The 18,912-nt window shown below is 74.5% G+C and carries 18 protein-coding genes; 12 read left to right on the top strand and 6 right to left on the bottom strand.

The genetic code is table 11. The annotated features are described in order from the left end of the window. Nucleotides 1-44: 44 nt before the first annotated feature. Both ABD993_RS15055 and ABD993_RS15050 read left to right on the top strand, forming a co-directional pair. The gene (locus tag ABD993_RS15055) at nucleotides 45-1,145 is read left to right on the top strand and encodes a nicotinate-nucleotide--dimethylbenzimidazole phosphoribosyltransferase (RefSeq protein WP_345417749.1); all 1,101 of its coding nucleotides are present in this window, start codon (nucleotides 45-47) and stop codon (nucleotides 1,143-1,145) included. Between the two features lie 106 nt (nucleotides 1,146-1,251). Continuing rightward, nucleotides 1,252-2,007, top strand: a complete 756-nt coding sequence (locus ABD993_RS15050) for an adenosylcobinamide-GDP ribazoletransferase (protein ID WP_345417746.1) — start codon at nucleotides 1,252-1,254, stop codon at nucleotides 2,005-2,007. 114 nt (nucleotides 2,008-2,121) lie between these two features. Here the strand turns inward: ABD993_RS15050 and ABD993_RS15045 are convergent, their stop codons facing one another. The 3 genes from ABD993_RS15045 to ABD993_RS15035 are packed head-to-tail and all read right to left on the bottom strand — an operon-like array spanning nucleotide 2,122 to nucleotide 5,725. Continuing rightward, nucleotides 2,122-3,219 carry a branched-chain amino acid aminotransferase gene (locus tag ABD993_RS15045; protein WP_345417743.1) on the bottom strand — a complete coding sequence of 366 codons (1,098 nt, stop codon included), beginning with the start codon at nucleotides 3,217-3,219 and terminating at the stop codon, nucleotides 2,122-2,124. A 55-nt stretch (nucleotides 3,220-3,274) separates the two neighbouring features. After that, the gene (gene gcvT, locus ABD993_RS15040; RefSeq protein WP_345417740.1) at nucleotides 3,275-4,369 is read right to left on the bottom strand and encodes a glycine cleavage system aminomethyltransferase GcvT; all 1,095 of its coding nucleotides are present in this window, start codon (nucleotides 4,367-4,369) and stop codon (nucleotides 3,275-3,277) included. 9 nt (nucleotides 4,370-4,378) lie between these two features. After that, nucleotides 4,379-5,725 (bottom strand): APC family permease, encoded by a 1,347-nt coding sequence (locus tag ABD993_RS15035; RefSeq protein WP_345417737.1) that lies wholly within the window; start codon nucleotides 5,723-5,725, stop codon nucleotides 4,379-4,381. A 127-nt stretch (nucleotides 5,726-5,852) separates the two neighbouring features. Here ABD993_RS15035 and ABD993_RS15030 point away from each other — a divergent pair, with 127 nt between their 5' ends. Continuing rightward, nucleotides 5,853-7,349, top strand: coding sequence for a leucyl aminopeptidase (locus ABD993_RS15030; RefSeq protein ID WP_425569007.1), 1,497 nt, complete (start codon nucleotides 5,853-5,855; stop codon nucleotides 7,347-7,349). Between the two features lie 420 nt (nucleotides 7,350-7,769). Beyond that, nucleotides 7,770-8,609, top strand: coding sequence for an SDR family NAD(P)-dependent oxidoreductase (locus ABD993_RS15025; RefSeq protein ID WP_345417734.1), 840 nt, complete (start codon nucleotides 7,770-7,772; stop codon nucleotides 8,607-8,609). Here ABD993_RS15025 and ABD993_RS36740 read toward each other — a convergent pair. Next, a complete protein-coding gene (locus ABD993_RS36740) occupies nucleotides 8,576-8,827 on the bottom strand; it encodes a hypothetical protein (protein WP_425569006.1) in 252 nt (83 codons plus the stop codon). The genes ABD993_RS15025 and ABD993_RS36740 overlap by 34 nt on opposite strands. Before the next feature lie 30 nt (nucleotides 8,828-8,857). Next, the gene (locus ABD993_RS15015; protein WP_345417731.1) at nucleotides 8,858-9,196 is read right to left on the bottom strand and encodes an oxidoreductase; all 339 of its coding nucleotides are present in this window, start codon (nucleotides 9,194-9,196) and stop codon (nucleotides 8,858-8,860) included. A 141-nt stretch (nucleotides 9,197-9,337) separates the two neighbouring features. Between ABD993_RS15015 and lpdA the strand changes: the two genes are divergently transcribed. The 6 genes from lpdA to lipB all read left to right on the top strand — a co-directional run bounded on the left by lpdA (nucleotide 9,338) and on the right by lipB (nucleotide 16,058). Continuing rightward, nucleotides 9,338-10,708: a dihydrolipoyl dehydrogenase gene (gene lpdA / locus ABD993_RS15010; protein ID WP_345417728.1), complete on the top strand. Its 1,371-nt coding sequence runs from the start codon at nucleotides 9,338-9,340 to the stop codon at nucleotides 10,706-10,708. Nucleotides 10,709-10,753: 45 nt separating this feature from the next. After that, nucleotides 10,754-12,520, top strand: coding sequence for a 2-oxoglutarate dehydrogenase, E2 component, dihydrolipoamide succinyltransferase (gene sucB / locus ABD993_RS15005; protein WP_345417725.1), 1,767 nt, complete (start codon nucleotides 10,754-10,756; stop codon nucleotides 12,518-12,520). Between the two features lie 229 nt (nucleotides 12,521-12,749). After that, the gene (locus tag ABD993_RS15000) at nucleotides 12,750-13,637 is read left to right on the top strand and encodes a TIGR01777 family oxidoreductase (RefSeq protein ID WP_345417722.1); all 888 of its coding nucleotides are present in this window, start codon (nucleotides 12,750-12,752) and stop codon (nucleotides 13,635-13,637) included. A 155-nt stretch (nucleotides 13,638-13,792) separates the two neighbouring features. Further along, nucleotides 13,793-14,695 carry a hypothetical protein gene (locus ABD993_RS14995; protein ID WP_345417719.1) on the top strand — a complete coding sequence of 301 codons (903 nt, stop codon included), beginning with the start codon at nucleotides 13,793-13,795 and terminating at the stop codon, nucleotides 14,693-14,695. Further along, nucleotides 14,692-15,255, top strand: a complete 564-nt coding sequence (locus tag ABD993_RS14990; RefSeq protein WP_345417716.1) for a hypothetical protein — start codon at nucleotides 14,692-14,694, stop codon at nucleotides 15,253-15,255. Before ABD993_RS14995 ends, ABD993_RS14990 begins: the two co-directional genes overlap by 4 nt. Nucleotides 15,256-15,308: 53 nt before the next feature. Further along, nucleotides 15,309-16,058 carry a lipoyl(octanoyl) transferase LipB gene (gene lipB, locus ABD993_RS14985; RefSeq protein WP_345417713.1) on the top strand — a complete coding sequence of 250 codons (750 nt, stop codon included), beginning with the start codon at nucleotides 15,309-15,311 and terminating at the stop codon, nucleotides 16,056-16,058. Nucleotides 16,059-16,062: 4 nt separating this feature from the next. Here lipB and ABD993_RS14980 read toward each other — a convergent pair whose 3' ends face one another. Continuing rightward, entirely contained in the window at nucleotides 16,063-16,986 is a 924-nt protein-coding gene (locus tag ABD993_RS14980) for an LLM class F420-dependent oxidoreductase (protein WP_345417710.1), read from the bottom strand. Nucleotides 16,987-17,000: 14 nt separating this feature from the next. Between ABD993_RS14980 and ABD993_RS14975 the strand changes: the two genes are divergently transcribed. Both ABD993_RS14975 and lipA read left to right on the top strand, forming a co-directional pair. Further along, nucleotides 17,001-17,849 (top strand): SDR family NAD(P)-dependent oxidoreductase, encoded by an 849-nt coding sequence (locus tag ABD993_RS14975; RefSeq protein WP_345417707.1) that lies wholly within the window; start codon nucleotides 17,001-17,003, stop codon nucleotides 17,847-17,849. A 53-nt stretch (nucleotides 17,850-17,902) separates the two neighbouring features. Beyond that, the gene (lipA, locus tag ABD993_RS14970; protein ID WP_345417704.1) at nucleotides 17,903-18,907 is read left to right on the top strand and encodes a lipoyl synthase; all 1,005 of its coding nucleotides are present in this window, start codon (nucleotides 17,903-17,905) and stop codon (nucleotides 18,905-18,907) included. Nucleotides 18,908-18,912 lie beyond the last annotated feature (5 nt).

Raw genomic sequence — 18,912 nt, 5'->3', positions numbered from 1 at the left:
GGGCCGCCGCGCCCGGCCCGCGGGGCGGAGGGTAGGAAGGGCGCGTGAGCGAGACCAGCGACATCGCCGAGCAGCCGAGCCCCGCCGCCCCACCGGACCTCCCCGCGGTGGCCGCGCCCGATCTCGCGGCACGCGCGAAGGCCGTCGAGCGGCTGGACGCCCTGGCCGTGCCCGCGGGCAGCCTCGGGGTGCTGGCCGACCTCGGACTCTGGCTGACCTCCCTGCAGGGTGTCTGCCCGCCGCGGCCGCCCGCGCGGGCCCGGGTGGTCGTCGTCGCGGCCGACCACGGGATCGCCGCGGCCGGCGTCTCGGCGTACTCCTCCGAGGTCACGGCCCTGCAGGTTGCGGCGACCCTCGAGCAGGCTGCGCCGGTCGCCGTCACCGCGACAGTGGCGGGCGCCTCGGTCCGGGTGATCGACGCCGGCCTGGACCGGGACGCCGTCCTCCCCGGTCAGGAGCGCTACCGCGTGCGGCGCGGCAGCGGGCGGATCGACCGCGAGGACGCGCTGACCGCGGCCGAGGTGGAGACCGCGATCCGGATCGGCCGCGCGCTGGCGGACGAGGAGGTCGACTCCGGCGCCGACCTGCTGGTGCCCGCGTCCCTCGGCGTCGGCGCGACGACGGCGGCGTCCACGCTGGTCGCGGCGGTGACGGGCGCGGAGCCGGTCGCCGTCGTCGGGCGCGGGTCCGGGATCGGGGACGACGCCTGGATGCGCAAGGCCGCGGCGATCCGGGACGCATTGCGCCGCGGCAAGCCGCACCTGCGCGATCCGCGCGCACTGCTGCGGACGATCGGCGGCGCCGATCTCGCCGTGCTGACCGGCTTCCTCGTCCAGGCGTCGCTGCGCCGCACCCCCGTCCTGCTCGACGGCCTGGTGGTCGGCGCCGCTGCCCTGCTCGCCGACGACCTCGCCCCCGGCGCGCACCAGTGGTGGCTCGCCGCCCAGCAGTCCCCCGAGCCCGCGATGGCCCTGATCCTGCAACACCTGCAGCTGGTGCCCGTGCTGGACCTGCAGGTCCGGCTCGGCGACGGCACGGGCGCGGTGGCGGTCCTCCCGCTGGTCCAGGCGGCCGCCAAGCTCCTCGGCGAGACGGCCGCGGCCGAGTCGAGCGGCATCACCCCGGTCCGCGCCGTCACCGGATGACCGCACCACCCCTCCCCGCGAGTCCCCCACCCCCGACACGCGAGTCCCCCGGTTTCGACGCCCCAGTCGGACATCCGGGCGTCGTCGGCCGACGCGGGGCGGCGCTGTGAGGTCGTTGGCGCTCGCGGTGAGCTGGCTGACCGTGCTCCCGGTGCGGACGGGAGCGCCCTCACGCGAGGTCGCCGGTGGGGCGCTGAGGTGGGCGCCGGTGGTCGGGGCCGGGCTGGGCGCGGTGGCCGGCGTGCTGGTCTGGAGCGCGACCGCGCTCGGAGTGCCCGCGCTCGTGGCGGGCCTGCTCGCCGTCGGGTTCCTGGCCCTCGCCACTCGCGGTATGCACGTCGACGGGCTGGCCGACACTGCCGATGGGCTCGGCTGCTACGGCCCGCCCGAGCGAGCGCTGGCCGTGATGAAGGACGGCGGCGCGGGGCCCTTCGCCGTCGTCACCCTGCTGGTGGTGCTGGGTGTGCAGGCCGCGTCGCTGGCCGGGATCGGGGCGTCCGGGGTGCCCGGCTGGTGGATCGTGGCGGCGGGGGCGCTCGCCTGCGCCGTGGGGCGAACCGGGTTCTCCCTGGTGGCGCGACGGGGTGTGCCCGCGGCGCGACCGGGTGGACTGGGGGCGTTGGTGGCGCAGTCTCAACCCGCGTGGGTCGCGGTCGTGTGGTGGGTCCTGCTGGCCGGAGCCGGGTTCGTGCTCGCCGGGTGGCCGGGACCGGTCGCGGTCGTGCTCACCGGCCTGCTCACGTTCGGGCTGAGCGCCCACACCGCGCGCCGGTTCGGCGGGATGTCGGGCGACGTCCTGGGGGCGGCGGCCGAGCTGGGGACCGCGACGACGCTGCTGGTCCTGGCCGCCGCGACCGCCTGACTCGAAGGCCGATGCTCTCGCGTGTCGGACCCGGGGGACTCGCGGAGTTCCCGATGTCCGGCTCAGCCTGCGGAAACGGGGGACTCGCGGACCTTCTGAGGTCCGGGTCGCGGGTCAGAGCTTGTGCATCCAGCCGTGGCTGTCGGTGCTGGTGCCGCGCTGGATGTCGGTCAGCAGGGCGCGCAGGCGCGTGGTGACCGCACCCGGCTCGCCGTCCGCGACCTGGACCGTCTTCACCTCGTCCCCCGCCTGGTACTTCACGTTACCGATCGGGGTGATGACCGCGGCGGTGCCGCAGGCGAAGACCTCGGCGATCGTGCCGTCCGCGCAGCCGGAGATCCATTCGTCCGCCGAGATCCGGCGCTCGACGACCTCGCAGCCGATCTCCTTGCCCAGCACCAGCAGCGAGTGCCGGGTGACGCCCTCCAGGATCGAGCCGGAGAGCTCGGGGGTGACCAGCTCGCCGCTCGCGAAGACGAAGAACATGTTCATGCCCCCCATCTCCTCGATCCACTTCTTCTCCGCGGCGTCGACGTACGCGACCTGTGCGCAGCCGTGCTGGGCCGCCTGGGCCTGCGGGAGCAGCGACGCGGCGTAGTTCCCGCCGCACTTCGCGGTGCCGGTGCCACCGACGGCCGCGCGGGTGAAGTCCGTACACAGCCAGACGTCCACCGACTTGACCCCGCCCGGGAAGTACGGACCCGCCGGGGAGGCGATCAGGAGGTAGAGGTACTCGTCCGCAGGCTTGACGCCCAGCCCCACCTCGGTGGCCAGCATGAACGGCCGCAGGTAGAGCGACTCCTCACCGCCGGCCGGGGGCACCCACGCGGCGTCGACGGCGACCAGCTCGTGGATCGACGCCAGGAACACCTCGTCCGGCAGCTCGGGCATGCCGAGGCGGACGGCGGACTGGCGGAAGCGGGCCGCGTTGGCCTCCGGGCGGAAGGAGGCGACGCTGCCGTCCGGCTGCGTGTAGGCCTTGAGCCCCTCGAAGATCTCCTGGCCGTAGTGCAGGACCATGGTGGCCGGGTCCAGCGCGATCGGGCCGTACGGCTCGACCTTGGCGTCGTGCCAGCCCTGCCCGCGGGTCCACCGGATGGTGACCATGTGGTCGGTGAAGTACCGCCCGAAGCCGGGGGCGGCGAGGATCTCGGCGCGCCGCTCCGCGGTGGCCGGGGACGGGTTCGCAACGCGGGTGAACTGCACGCTCATGGAACAAACGGTAACCCCCGCGGCAAGCGACGGCGTCAGCCGGTCGCACGTCCGATCATCGGACGTGCGACGGCACGAACGGCGGCTTCACGACGGTGACCTCCAACCCGCGTCCGCGCACGTCGACCGCCAGCACGTCGTCGTTGCGGACCCGGGCCGCGGTGTCGATCAGCGCCAGCGCGATGCCGGTCTTGAGCGACGGCGAGAAGGTGCCCGACGTGGTCACGCCGACCCGGACGCCGTCGCGCAGCACGGCCATCCCCGCACGCGGGACCCCGCGGCCGGTCGCCCGCAGCCCCCGCAGCCTGCGCACCGGGCCCGACTCCTTCTCCGCGACCAGCGCCTCACGCCCCCAGAACTGCGGCTTGGTCCAGCCGACCGCCCACGAGCTGCCCGCCTGCACCGGCGAGATCTCGCGCGAGAGGTCCTGGCCGTGCAGCGGGTAGCCCATCTCGGTACGCAGCGTGTCCCGCGCCCCCAGCCCGCACGGCAGCCCCCCGACGGACGCGGCGCCCGCCAGCAGCCCGTCCCAGACCGCCGGGGCCTGGGCGGCGGGGACCAGCAGCTCGTAGCCGTGCTCGCCGGTGTAGCCGGTGCGGCACACACGGACCGCCCCTGCGTCGGTGAACGCCATGTAGTCCAGGTCGGCGATCCCGCCGAACCCGGCGAACATCGTGGCGAACAGCTCGGCCGACCGGGGACCCTGCACGGCGATCACCGCGAGGTCGCGGTGCCGGTCCGTGATCGTGATCCCGTCGGGCGCGGCCTCCCGCAACAAGGAGGCGACGGCCGCGGAGTTGGCGGCGTTGGGCACGAGCAGGACCGAGTCCGGCCCGTCCAGGTAGGCGATCAGGTCGTCCACCACGCCGCCCGACGCGGTGCAGCACAGCGTGTACTGCGCCTGCCCCGGCCCGATCCGGTCCAGGTCCGCGGTGAGGCAGGAGTTCACGAACGCCGCGGCACCGGGGCCGCTGACCTGCAGCTTCCCGAGGTGGCTGACGTCGAACACGCCGACGGACCCACGCACGGCCGTGTGCTCGGCGACGGTGCCCGCCGGGTAGGCGATCGGCATCGACCACCCGCCGAAGGGGCCGAGCGTGGCGCCGAGGGCGACGTGCCGGTCGTGCAGGGGGCCGGAGATCAGGTCCACCCCCGAAGCCTAGGCCGCCTGCTCGTCCGGGGGCTCCTCGGACTCCACGACGGGCCGCCGCCGCGCGCGCAGAGCCGCGATCCCGCTCAGCCCCCACCCGACGACCAGCACCCCGACCGTGATCAGCACGGACGTCAGCGGCAGCAGCGCGGCCAGGCCGAGGCACAGCACCAGCCCGATCGCGGGCAGCCACGCCGGCACCCGCCGGGACGGCAGCCGCAGGACCGCCACGTGCACCAGGGCGTAGTGGATCAGCATCGCGCAGGCGGACAGCGCGATCGACGCGACCGGCCCCGCGAGCACGGCGACGACGATCGCCAGGGCGGCACCGAGGACGTCCGACCGCCAGGGTGCGCCGGTCCCGCAGACCTTGGCGAAGGAGCGGGGCAGGTCGTCCCGCTCCGCCATGGCCGAGGCCGTGCTGCTGATCCCGATCAGCACCGCGAGCAGCGTGGACCCGGCGGCGACGGCCGCCCCGATCCGGACCAGCACCCCCAGCGCGGGCGCCTGCCCGGTGTCGACGAGCGCGACCAGCGGCGCGTGCTCGGTGCCCAGCCGGTCCGGGCCCAGACCGACCAGCAGGGCGCCCGCGACGGCGAGGTAGATCAGCGTGCAGATCCCGAGCGCGATCGGGATGGCGCGGCGCAGCGTGCGCGAGGGCGTGCGGACCTCCTCGCGGTGGGTCGTCACGTTCGCGAACCCGACGAAGGCGAAGAACACCAGCCCCGCTGCGGCCAGCACGCCGAGCACGCCCTGCGACGTCGCCACCGAGGGCACCGCCACCCCGCGCGCGGCCTCCCCCGCCGTGGCCGACGCCGACGCCGTCTCCCCCGCCCCCGGCCCCAACAACCCGACGACCACCACCACGACCAGCACCGCGAGCGTCCCGCCCGCGAGCAGCCAGCAGGCCCGCGCGGTCGTCCGGACGCCGACGATGTTGACCGCCGCCGCGATCACGATCACCACGATCCCGGTGACCAGCCGCCCGGTGCCCAGGACGTACGCCCCGAACACCCCCGCCGCGGCCGCCGCGGAACCGATGCCGCCGAACAGCAGCGCGATCCCCGCGAGCCGTCCGACGGCGGGGTGCACCCGCTCCCGCGCGCCGAGGTAGCCCGCGGTGTACCCCGCGGTGAAGCGCTCGTCCGGGTCGCGGCGGGCGAGCACCAGCTCGGCGGTGGACAGCACGCAGATCGCGGCGACCACCGCCGCCAGCAGGACCGACAGCGGCAGCCACGGCCCCGCCGCCGCGCCCGCGGGGGCGAAGACGACGAAGACGCCGGACCCGAGCATGGCGACGAGCCCCAGCACCACCACGTCGGCGATGCCGAGCCGACGGCCCAGGGTCGTTGCCACGTCCACCACCATCGCATCCGACCCGCGGCGAATCGGCCCCGCGACGGTGTCATTAGCATTTCGAAGAGGTCTCGCCGCGTCCCGGTGTGACCTGGATCCCATCCTCGTCTGCAAGGAGCATCCCCCGGTGACCACGACCGCCGAGCCCCAGTCCGGAACCCGCATCGGCGTCCTCGAGGGGTCGCCCGCCGCCGCCGAGGCGGACGCCGTCGTCGTCGGGCTGCTGGCCGGTGACGGGGACCCGGTCCTCGCCCCCGGCGCCGAGGAGATCGACGCGGCCTTCTCCGGCGAGCTCGCCGCACTGCTGGCGCTGGCCGGGGCCACCGGCAAGGCGGAGGAGGTCGTCAAGCTGCCCGCGCGCGGGGCGGTCGCGGCGCCGCTGGTGATCGGGCTGGGACTGGGCAAGCCCGGCGAGGACGGCGAGGTCGCCGCGGACACCGTCCGCCGCGCCGCCGGCACCCTGGGCCGGGTCCTGACGGGCATCAACCGGATCGTCGTGGCGAAGGGCGTCATCCCCGCGGCGTTCGCCGAGGGCGTGCTGCTCGGGGCCTACCGGTTCACCGCGTTCAAGGGCGACCACGGCAAGGCGCCGGTCGCCGAGGTCCTCGTCGCGGGTGCGGACGCCGACGAGCTGGCGCACGCCGCCGCCGTCGCGGAGGCCGTGACCACGACCCGCGATCTGATCAACACCCCGCCGAACGCGCTGTACCCGGAGACCTTCGCCGCCCGCGCCGCCGCGCTGGCCGAGGCGGCCGGGCTCGAGGTCGAGGTGCTCGACGACGCCGCGCTCGCCGAGGGCGGGTACGGCGGGATCCTCGGCGTGGGCCAGGGCTCCTCGCGCAAGCCCCGACTGGTCCGGGTCACCTGGGCCGGTGGGGAGGCCCCGGCCAGGAAGGTCGCGCTCGTGGGCAAGGGCATCACGTTCGACACCGGCGGCATCTCGATCAAGCCCGCGGCGGGGATGGACCACATGACGTCGGACATGTCCGGCGCCGCCGCCGTGATCGCGACGACCGTGCTCGCCGCGAAGCTGAACCTCCCGGTCGCCGTGACGGCGACGGTGCCGATGGCCGAGAACATGCCCTCGGACACCGCGTACCGGCCCGGGGACGTGCTGACGATGTACGGCGGCAAGACCGTCGAAGTGCTCAACACCGACGCCGAGGGCAGGCTGATCCTGGCCGACGCCATGGTCCGCGCCGCCGAGGACTCCCCCGACTACCTCGTCGAGACCTCGACCCTGACCGGTGCGCAGATGGTCGCGCTGGGCACTCGCACCGCGGGCGTCATGGGCACCGAGGACCTCCGCGACCGGGTCGCCGCGCTCGGCCGGTCCGTCGGCGAGGACGCCTGGGCCATGCCGCTGCCCGAGCACCTGCGCGGCGAGCTCGACTCGCGCATCGCCGACCTCGCCAACGTCACCGGCAACCGGTTCGGCGGGATGCTCGCCGCGGGCCTGTTCCTCCGCGAGTTCGTCGCGGACGGGGTGCCGTGGGCGCACATCGACATCGCGGGGCCGTCCTTCAACACCGGCGGGCCGTGGGGCTACACCCCCAAGGGCGGCACCGGCACCCCGGTCCGCACCCTGCTCGCGCTACTGGAGGACATCGCGGCGAACGGCTGAGTCCGCCTGCACCCCGGCGGTCGCGGCGAGCGCGACCGCCGGGAGCACGCACAGCGGGCTCGGGAAGCCCGGACCAGGCCGAGGCCGCCGCCCTCACCGCCGTGCCCGCGACCAGCGGGAACGACACCTCGAGGGTCTCCGCCGCCGTGTTCAGGGCAGCGCTGAGCAGCACGACCCCGGCGACCAGCTGCACCACGGTGATCTCGAACTCGACCAGCACCCAGCGGTGCGGGGTCAACTCTCACGGCGTCGCGAGGGCGAGCACGATCCCGGTCGCCGCCGACGCGTTGGCCGGCGCGGTGAGCAGTCGGGTGTCGACGTGGTGCGCGGCGGTGACCGCCCCCGCCGACACATTCGGGCTGGTCCCCGGTCCGTGCTCGGGGCTGCCCCTGTGGGTTACCGACCGGTAGGGTGGCGGGCGTGATCCGTCGTCGTGTCGCGCACTCCGTCCCGCAGGGCTCCCGCTCGGCCGTCGTCACCGGTGGGGGTGGCGGGATCGGCGCCGCGGTCGCGCGCGAGCTGGCCGGGCGCGGGTACCGCGTGCTGGTCACCGACGTGGACGGCGACACCGCCGCGAAGGTCGCCGCCGAGGTGGGCGGGGAGAGCCTGGTCCAGGACGTCACCGATCCCGAGGCCGCCCGGGCGACCGCCGACCGGGCGCGGAGGCTCGCCCCGCTGGGTGCGTGGGTCGCCAACGCCGGGCTCGGCACCGGCGGCCCGCTCGCCGACCTGTCGGACGCCCAGGCGCGGACGTTGGTCGAGGTCAACGTGCTCGGGGTCGTCTGGAGCGCCCGCGCGGCGATCGACGCCTTCCGCGCTCAGGGTGGTGGCGGCGAGCTCGCCATCACCGCCTCGCTGTCCGGGCTCGGCCCGGTCCCCGGCCTCTCGCTCTACGCCGCGACGAAGGCGGCGGTGCTCTCACTGGCCCAGTCCCTGTCCGACGAGCTGCGCGCCGACCGCATCCGCGTGCACGCGATCAACCCCGACGGCGTCGCGACCGCCCTGCTCTCCGAGATGGAGCCGCGCGCCCGGGAGCTGGTCCGCTCCGGTGTGCTGCTGACCCCGGAGCAGGTCGCGACCGAGCTCGTCGGGATGTTCGGGACCTCGCGGGTGGTGCGGACCGTGCCCACCTGGCGCGGGGTCATGATGCGGACCTCCACCCTCGCGCCGAGCACACTGCTGCGCGCCACCCCCGTGCTGCAGCGGCTCGGGGCACGCAACCTCGCTCACGACCCGGGCCGCACCGGGCCGGGCTCGTAGGCCGGCACCCTCGCCTGGGCCCGGTCGCGCAGGCCGAGCTCGGTGAACGTGCGGCTGACGTGGCTCTTCACCGTCTGCTCGGCCAGCACGGCTGCCACGAGCTGCGCAACCCCGACGATCCCGTCGGCCGCTGGTCGACCGGCCTCGATCCCGTCACGTTCTGGCAGGTCGGCGCCACGCTGCTGATCGCCCAGGACGCCGGCCCCGGCGACGTCCACCGCTACGCCGACGTCGCCGCGGGCTGGGCCTCAGTCGGCGAGCCTGCGCAGCTCCTCGCGGCGGCGGAGCACCTTCTGCCGAGCGTCGTGGTCCCGCATCCGCTGCGGGTAGCCGACGAGCTGGACGTCGTAGACCGGCATCCTCATCGACCGCGCGAGCTTCTTCGCCGCGTCCGGACCGGCGATCCGGCGCCGGGTCCACTCGCCGTCCTTCGCGACCAGCAGCATGGTGGTCTCGGTCACCGTGGTCTGCGGCTCGACGAACCCCTCGACGCCCTCCCGAACCGACGCCCACGACCGCAGGTGCTCGACGTCCGCGGAGTACGAACCCCGTCGCACACCGGACCGCTTCCGGCCGAACAGACCCATGACGCCCTCCGCTTCCGCTGGTCTCGCAGCCTCCAACGTGCGAGGTGTCCGAATTTCTCCCGACCTCCACCGGCACGGCCCCGGCCCGGGTGACAAGATGGGCCCGACCTACGACGAGCGGGTGAGAGGGAGGACCGGGCCGTGCCGGAGCAAGCTGCCGATCTGGTGATCCTGGGCGGTGGGTCCGGTGGCTACGCGTGCGCCCTGCGCGCCGCGGAGCTCGGGATGTCGGTGGTCCTGGTCGAGAAGGACAAGCTCGGTGGCACCTGCCTGCACCGCGGCTGCATCCCGACCAAGGCCCTGCTGCACGCCGCCGAGGTCGCCGACACCGCCCGCGACGGCGCCGCGGTCGGCGTGCTCTCGCAGCTCATCGGCATCGACATGCCCGGCGTGCACGCCTACAAGGACGGTGTCGTCTCCCGCCTCTACAAGGGACTGCAGGGGCTGGTGCGCTCCCGCGGGATCGACCTCGTCCAGGGCACCGGCACCTTCGTCGGCCCGAAGAGCGTCGAGGTGGACGGCACCGTCTACACCGGACGCAACGTCGTGCTGGCCACCGGCTCGTACGCCAAGACCCTGCCCGGTCTGGAGATCGGCGGCCGGATCGTCACCTCGGACCAGGCGCTGACCTGGGAGACCGTGCCGCAGCACGTCGTGATCCTCGGTGGCGGGGTGATCGGTGTGGAGTTCGCGTCGGTGTACCGGTCCTTCGGGGCCGAGGTCACCGTCGTCGAGGCCCTGCCCCGGTTGGTGCCCAACGAGGACGAGTTCGCCTCGAAGCTGCTGGAGCGCGCGTTCCGCCGCCGGAAGATCACCGCCAAGACCGGGGTCGGGTTCACCGGCGCGAAGGCCCACGACGACCGCGTCACCGTGTCCCTGGAGTCCGGTGAGGAGCTCGAGGCCGACCTGCTGCTCGTCGCGGTCGGCCGCGGCCCGAACACCACCGGCCACGGCTACGAGGCCGCAGGCGTCGAGATGGACCGCGGGTTCGTCACCACCGACGAGCGGCTGCGCACCAACCTCGACGGGGTCTACGCCGTCGGCGACATCGTCGCCGGGCTGCAGCTCGCGCACCGCGGCTTCGCCCAGGGCATCTTCGTGGCCGAGGACATCGCCGGGCTCGAGCCGCGGGTGATCGACGAGGCCGGGATCCCGCGGGTCACCTACTGCGAGCCCGAGGTCGCCTCCGTCGGGCTGACCGAGGCCCAGGCCCGCGAGCGGCACGGCGAGATCGAGGCCCTGACCTACGATCTCGGCGGCAACGGCAAGTCCCAGATCCTGCAGACCGCGGGCGCGATCAGGCTGATCCGCGCCAAGGACGGCCCGGTCGTCGGGATCCACATGGTCGGCGCGCGCGTCGGCGAACTGATCGGCGAGGCCCAGCTCGTCTACAACTGGGAAGCCGAGCCCGGCGACGTCGCCCCGCTCGTCCACGCCCACCCCACCCAGAACGAGGCGCTCGGTGAAGCGCACCTCGCCCTGGCGGGCAAACCCCTGCACACCCACGGCTGAGAACTCCGCGGGCGAACCGCACGTCGAAAGAGGATCCGAGCAGACATGGCCTTCTCCGTCCAGATGCCCGCCCTCGGTGAGAGCGTCACCGAAGGCACCGTCACCCGCTGGCTCAAGGCCGAGGGTGACACCGTCGAGGTCGACGAGCCGCTGCTCGAGGTCTCGACCGACAAGGTCGACACCGAGATCCCGTCCCCGGTCGCAGGCACCCTGCAGAAGATCGTCGCGGGCGAGGACGAGACCGTCGAGGTCGGCGGCGAGCTCGCCGTGATCGGCGACGGCGGCGCCGACGAGGGCTCCGCCACCCCGGAGCCCGAGGCCGAGGCGGAGACCGCCTCGGAGCCCGAGCCGGAGCCGGAGCCCGCGCAGGCCGAGGAGAAGGCGCCGGAGCCCGCCGAGAAGCCCAGGGCGGAGGCGAAGAAGTCCTCCGGCGGCGGTACCCCGGTCACCATGCCGGAGCTCGGCGAGTCGGTGACCGAGGGCGTCGTGACCCGGTGGCTCAAGGCCGTCGGGGACACCGTCGAGGTCGACGAGCCGCTGCTCGAGGTCTCCACGGACAAGGTGGACACCGAGATCCCCTCCCCCGTCGCGGGCACCGTGCTGGAGCTGAGCGTCGGCGAGGACGACACCGTCGAGGTCGGCGGGCAGCTCGCCGTCATCGGGGACGCGGACGCGGCGCCCGCCGAGGCCGAGCCGGAGCCCGAGCCTGCGACGGAGGCCCCGAAACAGGAGGCCCCGAAGGCCGAGCCCAAGCCCGAGCCGGAGCCGCAGCCCGAGACCGCGAAGGCCGCGACCTCCGAGGCCCCGGTCGACGCCTCCCGTGAGGAGAAGCAGACCGAGAGCGGCGGGTCCACCCCGCCGTACGTGACCCCGCTGGTGCGCAAGCTGGCCGCCGAGCACGGCGTCGACCTGGACTCGCTCGAGGGTTCCGGCGTCGGCGGCCGCATCCGCAAGCAGGACGTCCTGGCCGCCGCCGAGGCCGCCAAGGCGCCGGCCCCCGCCGCCGAGAAGCCCGCCGCGGCGCCCGCCGCCGCGAGCGGCGCGCCGAAGGAGCCCACGAAGGTCCCCGTGCCCGCCGCGGACGGCCCCCAGCCGGGCACCACGGTCAAGATGCCGCGGCTGCGCCAGGTCATCGCCCAGCGCATGACGGAGTCCCTGCGGGTCTCGGCGCAGCTGACCACCGTGCAGGAGGTCGACGTCACCCGGATCGCCAAGCTGCGGGCGAGGGCGAAGGACGAGTTCCTGGCCCGCGAGGGCGTCAAACTCACCTACCTGCCCTTCTTCGCGAAGGCCACGGTCGAGGCGCTCAAGGCGTTCCCGGCCGTCAACTCCTCGATCTCCGAGGACGGCAAGCAGGTCGAGTACCACGGCAGCGTGCACCTGGCGATCGCCGTGGACACCCCCCGCGGCCTGCTCGTCCCGGTGATCAAGAATGCGGAGGACCTGTCGCTGGCCGGGCTGGCCCGCAAGATCGCGGACGTCGCGGCCCGCACCCGGGCCAACAAGATCGGCCCCGACGAGCTGTCCGGCGGTACCTTCACGATCACGAACATCGGGTCCGCGGGCGCGCTGTTCGACACCCCGATCATCAACCAGCCGCAGGTCGCGATCCTGGGCACCGGGGCGATCGTCAAGGAGCCGAAGGTCGTCGCCGGGCCGGAGGGAGACGACGTCATCGCCGTCCGGTCGGTCTGCTACCTCCCGATGACCTACGACCACCGGATCGTGGACGGCGCGGACGCGGGGCGCTTCGTCTCCGCGATCAAGGCCCGTCTCGAGGAGGGCGCGTTCGAGGCCGAGCTCGGCCTCTGACAGCACCCCGACGTGCGGCCGGGTGGCGCTTGGGGTCCCCAAGCGCCACCGCGCGGTGCTCGGGGTCCCCGAGTACCAGCGAACCCCCGAACTCGGGGACCCCGAGCGTCACTGGATGGCGCTCGGGGTCCCCGAGTGCCATCGGGCCTCGGCGTGCGGGCCGCCTGATCGGCGGCGGTTCCGGGGCCCCGGGTCGCGGGGCCTCGGGCGGGGCGGGAGGATCAGCGGCGTGCGCGTCGTCGTCGCCGGGTCGTCCGGCTTGATCGGAACCGCTCTCGTCGCAGGTCTGCGGGGGGCGGGCCACGAGGTGCTGCGGCTCGTCCGCCGCACCCCCTCCGGCCCGGACGAGCGGGCCTGGGACCCACCGTCGGGTCGGATCGACCCGGGGGCGCTCGAGGGTGCGGATGTCGTCGTCAACCTCGGCGGGGTCGGCATCGCGGACCGACCCTGGAGCGGGGCGCGCAGGCAGGCCATCCGGGACAGCCGGATCGTGCCGACCGAGGTGCTCGCGACCGCCGTCGCCCAAGCCGGCGTGCCCGCGCTGGTCAGCGGTTCGGCGGTCGGCTACTACGGCGACGCGGGGCCCGTCGAGATCGACGAGTCCGCGCCCTCGGGCGGCGGCTTCCTCGCGGCGACGTGCCGGGACTGGGAGGCGGCCACCGCGCCCGCCGCCGAGGCCGGCGCCCGGGTCGTCACGGTCCGGACCGGTCTGGTCCTCTCCCCCTCCGGGGGCCTGCTGGCGATCATGCGGCCCGTGTGGAAGGCGTTCCTCGGGGCACGGGTCGGCAGCGGCGAGCAGTACATGCCCTGGGTCTCGCTGGACGACGAGATCGCGGGCATCCGTTTTGCCGTCGAGAACGCCGAGCTCCGCGGTCCGATCAACATGACGGGCCCCAGCCCCGTGACCAACGCGGTCTTCACCCAGACGCTGGCCCAGGCCGTCGGCAGGCCCGCGCCCCTGGTGATCCCGGGGCCCGTGGTGTCGACCCTCGCGGGCGACATGGGCAAGGAGATGCTGCTGTTCGGGCAGAACGCCGTGCCCCGCACGCTGCTCGACGCGGGCTTCACCTTCCGCCACCGCACCCTCGCGGACGCCCTCTCCGCCGCCGTGCACTGACCGCCACCTCGGCATCACCCGATCGAGCGGATACGCCGAGTGGTGGTACGTGCCGGATGGAGCACGCTGTGCGACGGGAACGGACCCGACGCCCCCGAGGTGCCGGTCCCGCGTCCCCTTCGTGGACCGCGGTCCTCGTCTCACGTGGAGTGCCCATGTGCGCCCGCACCATCCCTCTGCTGCGCCGGACGGGGCTCGCCCTGCTCGTCGCCACCGTGTCCGGGTCGAGCCTGGCCCTGGCCGCAGGCCCCGCCGTCGCCGCACCGGGCGCGGTCTCGGTGAGCAACGGCGACATCGGAGCGCCCTGCGCCCCGCTGACGTTCTGCCGCTTCGATCCCGCCGGCGCCCCCGGAGTCGAGGTCGTCGACACCCCGGGCGCGCAGTCGGGTGACGGCTACCTGCGGCTCAGCACACCCACCGCGGCCGACCGGGCCGCCGTGGCCATGCTGGGGGATGGGAAGCTCACACTCGGCGAGCTGGCCGCGGACCCGTTGGCGTACAGGACCTTCGTCGAGACGCCGGCATCGAGCCCGACCACCGCCGTGCCCTCGTTCACCATCGGGATCCTCAGCAGGAAGGTCCCGTACCCGGACGGGACGCCGCAGTTCACCGGGCTGGTCTGGGAACCGGTCTACACGGGAGCCACGATCACCCCCCGGACCTGGCAGTCCTGGTCGCCGTCCGGCGCGGCCTCGGGCTGGTGGGCGACGCGGGACGTCACCAGCACCGGCACCGTCAACAGGTTCGGCTTCGCGACCTACACGGCGTCGCTCCAGGACGTCGTCGCCGGTGTCGGCGCGGACGCGGTCGTGACCAACATCGGCGTCAACCAGGGACGCGGCCCCGCAGGCCTCGTCGCCGGTGTCGACCTCCTCACCTTCGGGGGCCGGACCTACGACTTCGAGAACCCCGTCACCGCGAAGGCGATCACCGCGACCGCCGGGAACGCGCAGTCCGCGGCCGCGGGCGCGGCGTTCCCCACTCGCCTCGCCGCGACCGTCACCGGTGGCATCACGAGGACCCGACCGGTCCCGAACACCCCGTGGTGTTCTCGGTGACCTCGGGCAGCGCCTCGTTCGCCGGGTCCCCGACGGCCACCGTGCAGACCGGCGCCGACGGCGTCGCGACCGCGCCCGCGCTCACCGCGGGCACCACCCCGGGCCCGGTGACCATCACCGCCACGAGCGCATCGGGGGCGTCCACCGAGGCGCTGGTCGGCACGACGTTCACCGCGACCGTCACCGCTGCCCCGCAGGCCCCGACGACCGACCTGACGGCGACCGTGTCCGCGCCGCCCACCGCCCGACCGGGAGCGTCCTTCGTGGCCACGGTGACCGTGACCAACAAGGGGACGGCCGCGGTCGCGAAGGCCTCGACCGCCGTCACGCTCGACGGGGGGCTCCTCGTGGTGGCCGCGCCGGGCAGCGCCGGGCCCGCGGCGGGCAGGTCGGTCGCCTTCGTCGACGGCCCGCTCGCGGTCGGGGCGTCGGTGACCCACCGGGTCACCGTGGTCGGAGCCGAGGTCGGGGCGGCCGCGGTGCGCGCCACGACCGGCTCGGCGGGCCCCGACGCGACGCCCGCGGACAACACCGCCACGGCCGCCGTCCGGATCGGCTGAGACCTGCGCCGCGGCCGTGCCGTCCGGGCGCGGCCGCGGCGTAGGCTGACCGGATGCCAAGTCGGGGAACCTCCTGCCGCCGCTCGCTCAACCCGGTCCGGGTGGACCTGCTCGGCACGGTCGACTATCTCGCCGCCTGGGAGACCCAGCGGGCCGCCGCCGAGGCGCGCCGCGCGGGCACCGGGCCGGACGTGCTCATGCTGCTGGAGCACCCGTCGGTCTACACCGCGGGCAAGCGCACCCGCCCCGAGGACCGGCCGACGGACGGCTCCCCCGTGATCGACGTGGACCGCGGCGGCCGGATCACCTGGCACGGGCCCGGCCAGCTCGTGGGCTACCCGATCGTCCAGCTCGCGGACCCGATCGACGTCGTGGCGTACGTCCGGCGGCTCGAGGAGGCCCTGATCGCGGTCTGCCACGGTCTCGGCCTCACCGCCGCGGGCCGCATCGACGGCCGGTCGGGCGTGTGGCTGCCCGCGGACGACACCCGTCAGGAGCGCAAGATCGGCGCGATCGGCGTCCGGGTGCAGGGCGGGGTGACCCTGCACGGGTTCTCGCTCAACTGCGACCCGGACCTCGAGGAGTTCGGTCGGATCGTGCCCTGCGGCATCGCGGACGCCGGCGTCACGTCGCTGTCCGCCGAGCTCGGCCGGGCCGTCGGCACGGACGACGTCCTGGCCGCCACCACGGACGCCGTCCTGCGCGCCCTGGAGGGCACCCTGCCGGTCACGGAGCACCCGGTCGAGCGCCGCGAGGTCACCGCACCGGGCCTGGACCTGCAGCTCCACCCCTCGCTGCACTGACCGTTCACAGCAGCGCGGCGGCGATCTCCTCCACGTGGTCCAGGTCGGCGAGGTCGAGGACCTGGAGGTAGACCCGCGTCGCGCCGGTCTCCGCCACCCAGTCACCGAGCCGGTCCCGCACCTGCTCAGGGGTCCCGGCGAGGCCGTTGTTCCGCAGCTCGGTCGCGTCCCGGCCGATCGCCGCGGCACGGCGCGCGACAGCAGCGTCGTCCGCCCCGAGGCAGACGACCTGGGCGACGGACCGCACGATCTCCTTCGGGTCCCGGCCGATCGCGGCGCAGGCGGCGTCGACGCGCTCGAACTGGGCCGCCACCGCGTCCGGCGCGGAGAAGGCCACGTTGAACTCGTTCGCGAACCGGGCGGCCAACTCGGGGGTGCGCTTCGGACCGTGCCCGCCGACGATCACGGGCGGACCCGGCCGCTGGACGGGCGTGGGCAGGGCGGGTGAGTCGGTGACCGTGTAGTGGTCGCCGGAGAACTCGTAGCGCTCCCCCTCCGGTGTGGCCCACAACCCGGTGATGATCTCCAGCTGCTCCTCGAGCCGGTCGAAGCGCTCCCGCAGCGGCGGGAACGGCACGGCGTAGGCGGCGTGCTCGGCCTCGTACCAGCCCGCGCCGAGCCCCAGCTCGACGCGCCCGCCGGACATCCGGTCCACCTGCGCCACGGACACCGCGAGCGGGCCGGGGTAGCGGAAGGTCGCCGAGGTCACGAGCGTGCCGAGGCGGATGCGGGAGGTCTCGCGGGCCAGCCCGGCGAGGGTCAGCCAGGCGTCGGTCGGGCCGGGCAGCCCGTCCACCGGCCCCATCGACAGGTAGTGGTCGGAACGGAAGAAGGCGTCGAAGCCCGCCGCCTCGGTCGTCTGGGCGACGCGGAGCAGGTCGGTGTAGTCCGCGCCCTGCTGCGGTTCGGTGAAGATCCGGAGTTCCACTAGCGTAGGTTCCCATGCCCCGCTGGACCGCCGCCGACATCGGGCCACTCGACGGGCGGACGGTGCTGGTCACCGGCGCCACCTCCGGCCTCGGCCGCGCCTCCGCCGAGATCCTGGTCGCCGGGGGCGCCCGGGTGCTCGGGACCGGGCGGGACCCGTCGCGGGTGCCCGCGGGCGTCGAGCCGGTGGAGCTGGACCTCGCCGACCAGGCCTCGGTCCACGCGGCGGCGAAGACGGTGCGCGAGCGCACCGACCGGCTCGACGTGCTGCTGAACAACGCCGGGGTGATGGGCACGCCGCCGACCGTGACCGTCGACGGTTTCGAGCTGCAGATCGCCACGAACCACCTCGGGCCCGCGGCGCTGACCTGGCTGCTGTTGCCGCTGCTGCGGGAGGGGCGGGTCGTGACCGTGTCCAGCCTGGCCCACCTCGGCGGCGGGCTGGACGTCGACGACCTGCACTTCCGCCGCCGCCCGTACCGGCCGGGGACGGCGTACTCGCAGTCGAAGCTGGCGAACCTGCTGTTCACGGCCGAGCTGCACCGCCGCGGCGTGTTCGCGGTCGCCGCGCACCCCGGCATGACCGACACCGACCTGCTCGGCGCCTCGTTGCGCACCCGCGGGATGGGGTGGCCGGCCGGGCCGGTCAACCGGGTCGTCTGCCAGCGGGTGGAGGTGGGGGTGCTCCCCCAGCTGTTCGCCGCCGTCGGACCCGCGCGGTCCGGGGACTACGTCGGGCCGCGTCTCGAGGTCCGCGGGTACCCCGCCCCGTCCCGTCGTTCGGCCGCGGCGCGGGACGCCTCCCTGGCCGCCCGACTGTGGGACGTGACCGAGGCGGAGACGGGGATCACGCCGGAGACGTAGCCGGCCTGCGGAGTCGACCATCGGCACCGATTCCGGGGCGTAGGCTGGTCGCCGTGACGATCGCTCCCGACGGCCGCAAGCTGCTCCGCCTGGAGGTCCGCAACGCGGAGACCCCCATCGAGCGGAAGCCGGAGTGGATCCGGACGAAGGCGCGGACCGGCCCGCAGTACACCGAGCTCAAGGGCCTCGTGCGGTCCGGTGGCCTGCACACGGTGTGCGAGGAGGCCGGCTGCCCCAACATCTACGAGTGCTGGGAGGACCGCGAGGCCACCTTCCTCATCGGCGGCGAGCAGTGCACCCGGCGCTGTGACTTCTGCCAGATCGACACCGGCAAGCCCGCGGACCTGGACCGGGACGAGCCGCGGCGGGTCGCCGAGTCCGTGCAGCAGATGGGGCTGCGGTACTCGACCGTCACCGGCGTGGCGCGAGACGACCTGCCGGACGGCGGGGCGTGGCTCTATGCGGAGACCGTCCGGCTGATCCACGAGATGAACCCGGGGACCGGCGTCGAGCTGCTGATCCCGGACTTCAACTCGATCGACGCCCAGCTGGACGAGGTGTTCGCCGCCCGCCCGGAGGTGCTGGCGCACAACCTGGAGACGGTGCCGCGGATCTTCAAGCGGATCCGCCCGGCGTTCCGCTACGAGCGGTCGCTCGAGGTGATCACCAAGGCCCGCGCTGCCGGGCTGGTCACCAAGTCGAACCTGATCCTGGGCATGGGTGAGACGCCGGACGAGGTCACCGAGGCACTGTCGGACCTGCACGACGCCGGCTGCGAGATCATCACCATCACCCAGTACCTGCGGCCGTCGAAGCGCCACCACCCCGTCGAGCGGTGGGTCCGGCCCGAGGAGTTCGTGCGCCACTCCGAGACCGCCGAGGAGATCGGCTTCGCCGGCGTCATGGCCGGACCGTTGGTGCGCTCGTCGTACCGCGCCGGGCGGCTGTACGCGCAGACCGTCGCGCACCGCGGCGAGGAGCTCTCCCCCGGTCTCGCCCACCTCGCCGCCGAGGCGCCCGCCGCGCAGGAGGCGCGGTCGCTCCTCGCGCGCGGTTAGGCCGT

The sequence above is a fragment of the Pseudonocardia xishanensis genome, from assembly GCF_039541715.1.
GTDB lineage: Bacteria > Actinomycetota > Actinomycetes > Mycobacteriales > Pseudonocardiaceae > Pseudonocardia > Pseudonocardia xishanensis.
This window is presented reverse-complemented; position numbering and strand designations above follow the sequence as displayed.

Excerpts from the sequence above, each read along its gene's own strand:
- ABD993_RS15045 (WP_345417743.1), bottom strand. The coding sequence starts at position 3,219 with ATGAGCGTGCAGTTCACCCGCGTTGCGAACCCGTCCCCGGCCACCGCG.
- ABD993_RS15015 (WP_345417731.1), bottom strand. The coding sequence starts at position 9,196 with ATGGGTCTGTTCGGCCGGAAGCGGTCCGGTGTGCGACGGGGTTCGTAC.
- sucB (WP_345417725.1), top strand. The coding sequence starts at position 10,754 with ATGGCCTTCTCCGTCCAGATGCCCGCCCTCGGTGAGAGCGTCACCGAA.
- ABD993_RS14995 (WP_345417719.1), top strand. The coding sequence starts at position 13,793 with ATGTGCGCCCGCACCATCCCTCTGCTGCGCCGGACGGGGCTCGCCCTG.
- lipB (WP_345417713.1), top strand. The coding sequence starts at position 15,309 with ATGCCAAGTCGGGGAACCTCCTGCCGCCGCTCGCTCAACCCGGTCCGG.
- ABD993_RS14975 (WP_345417707.1), top strand. The coding sequence starts at position 17,001 with ATGCCCCGCTGGACCGCCGCCGACATCGGGCCACTCGACGGGCGGACG.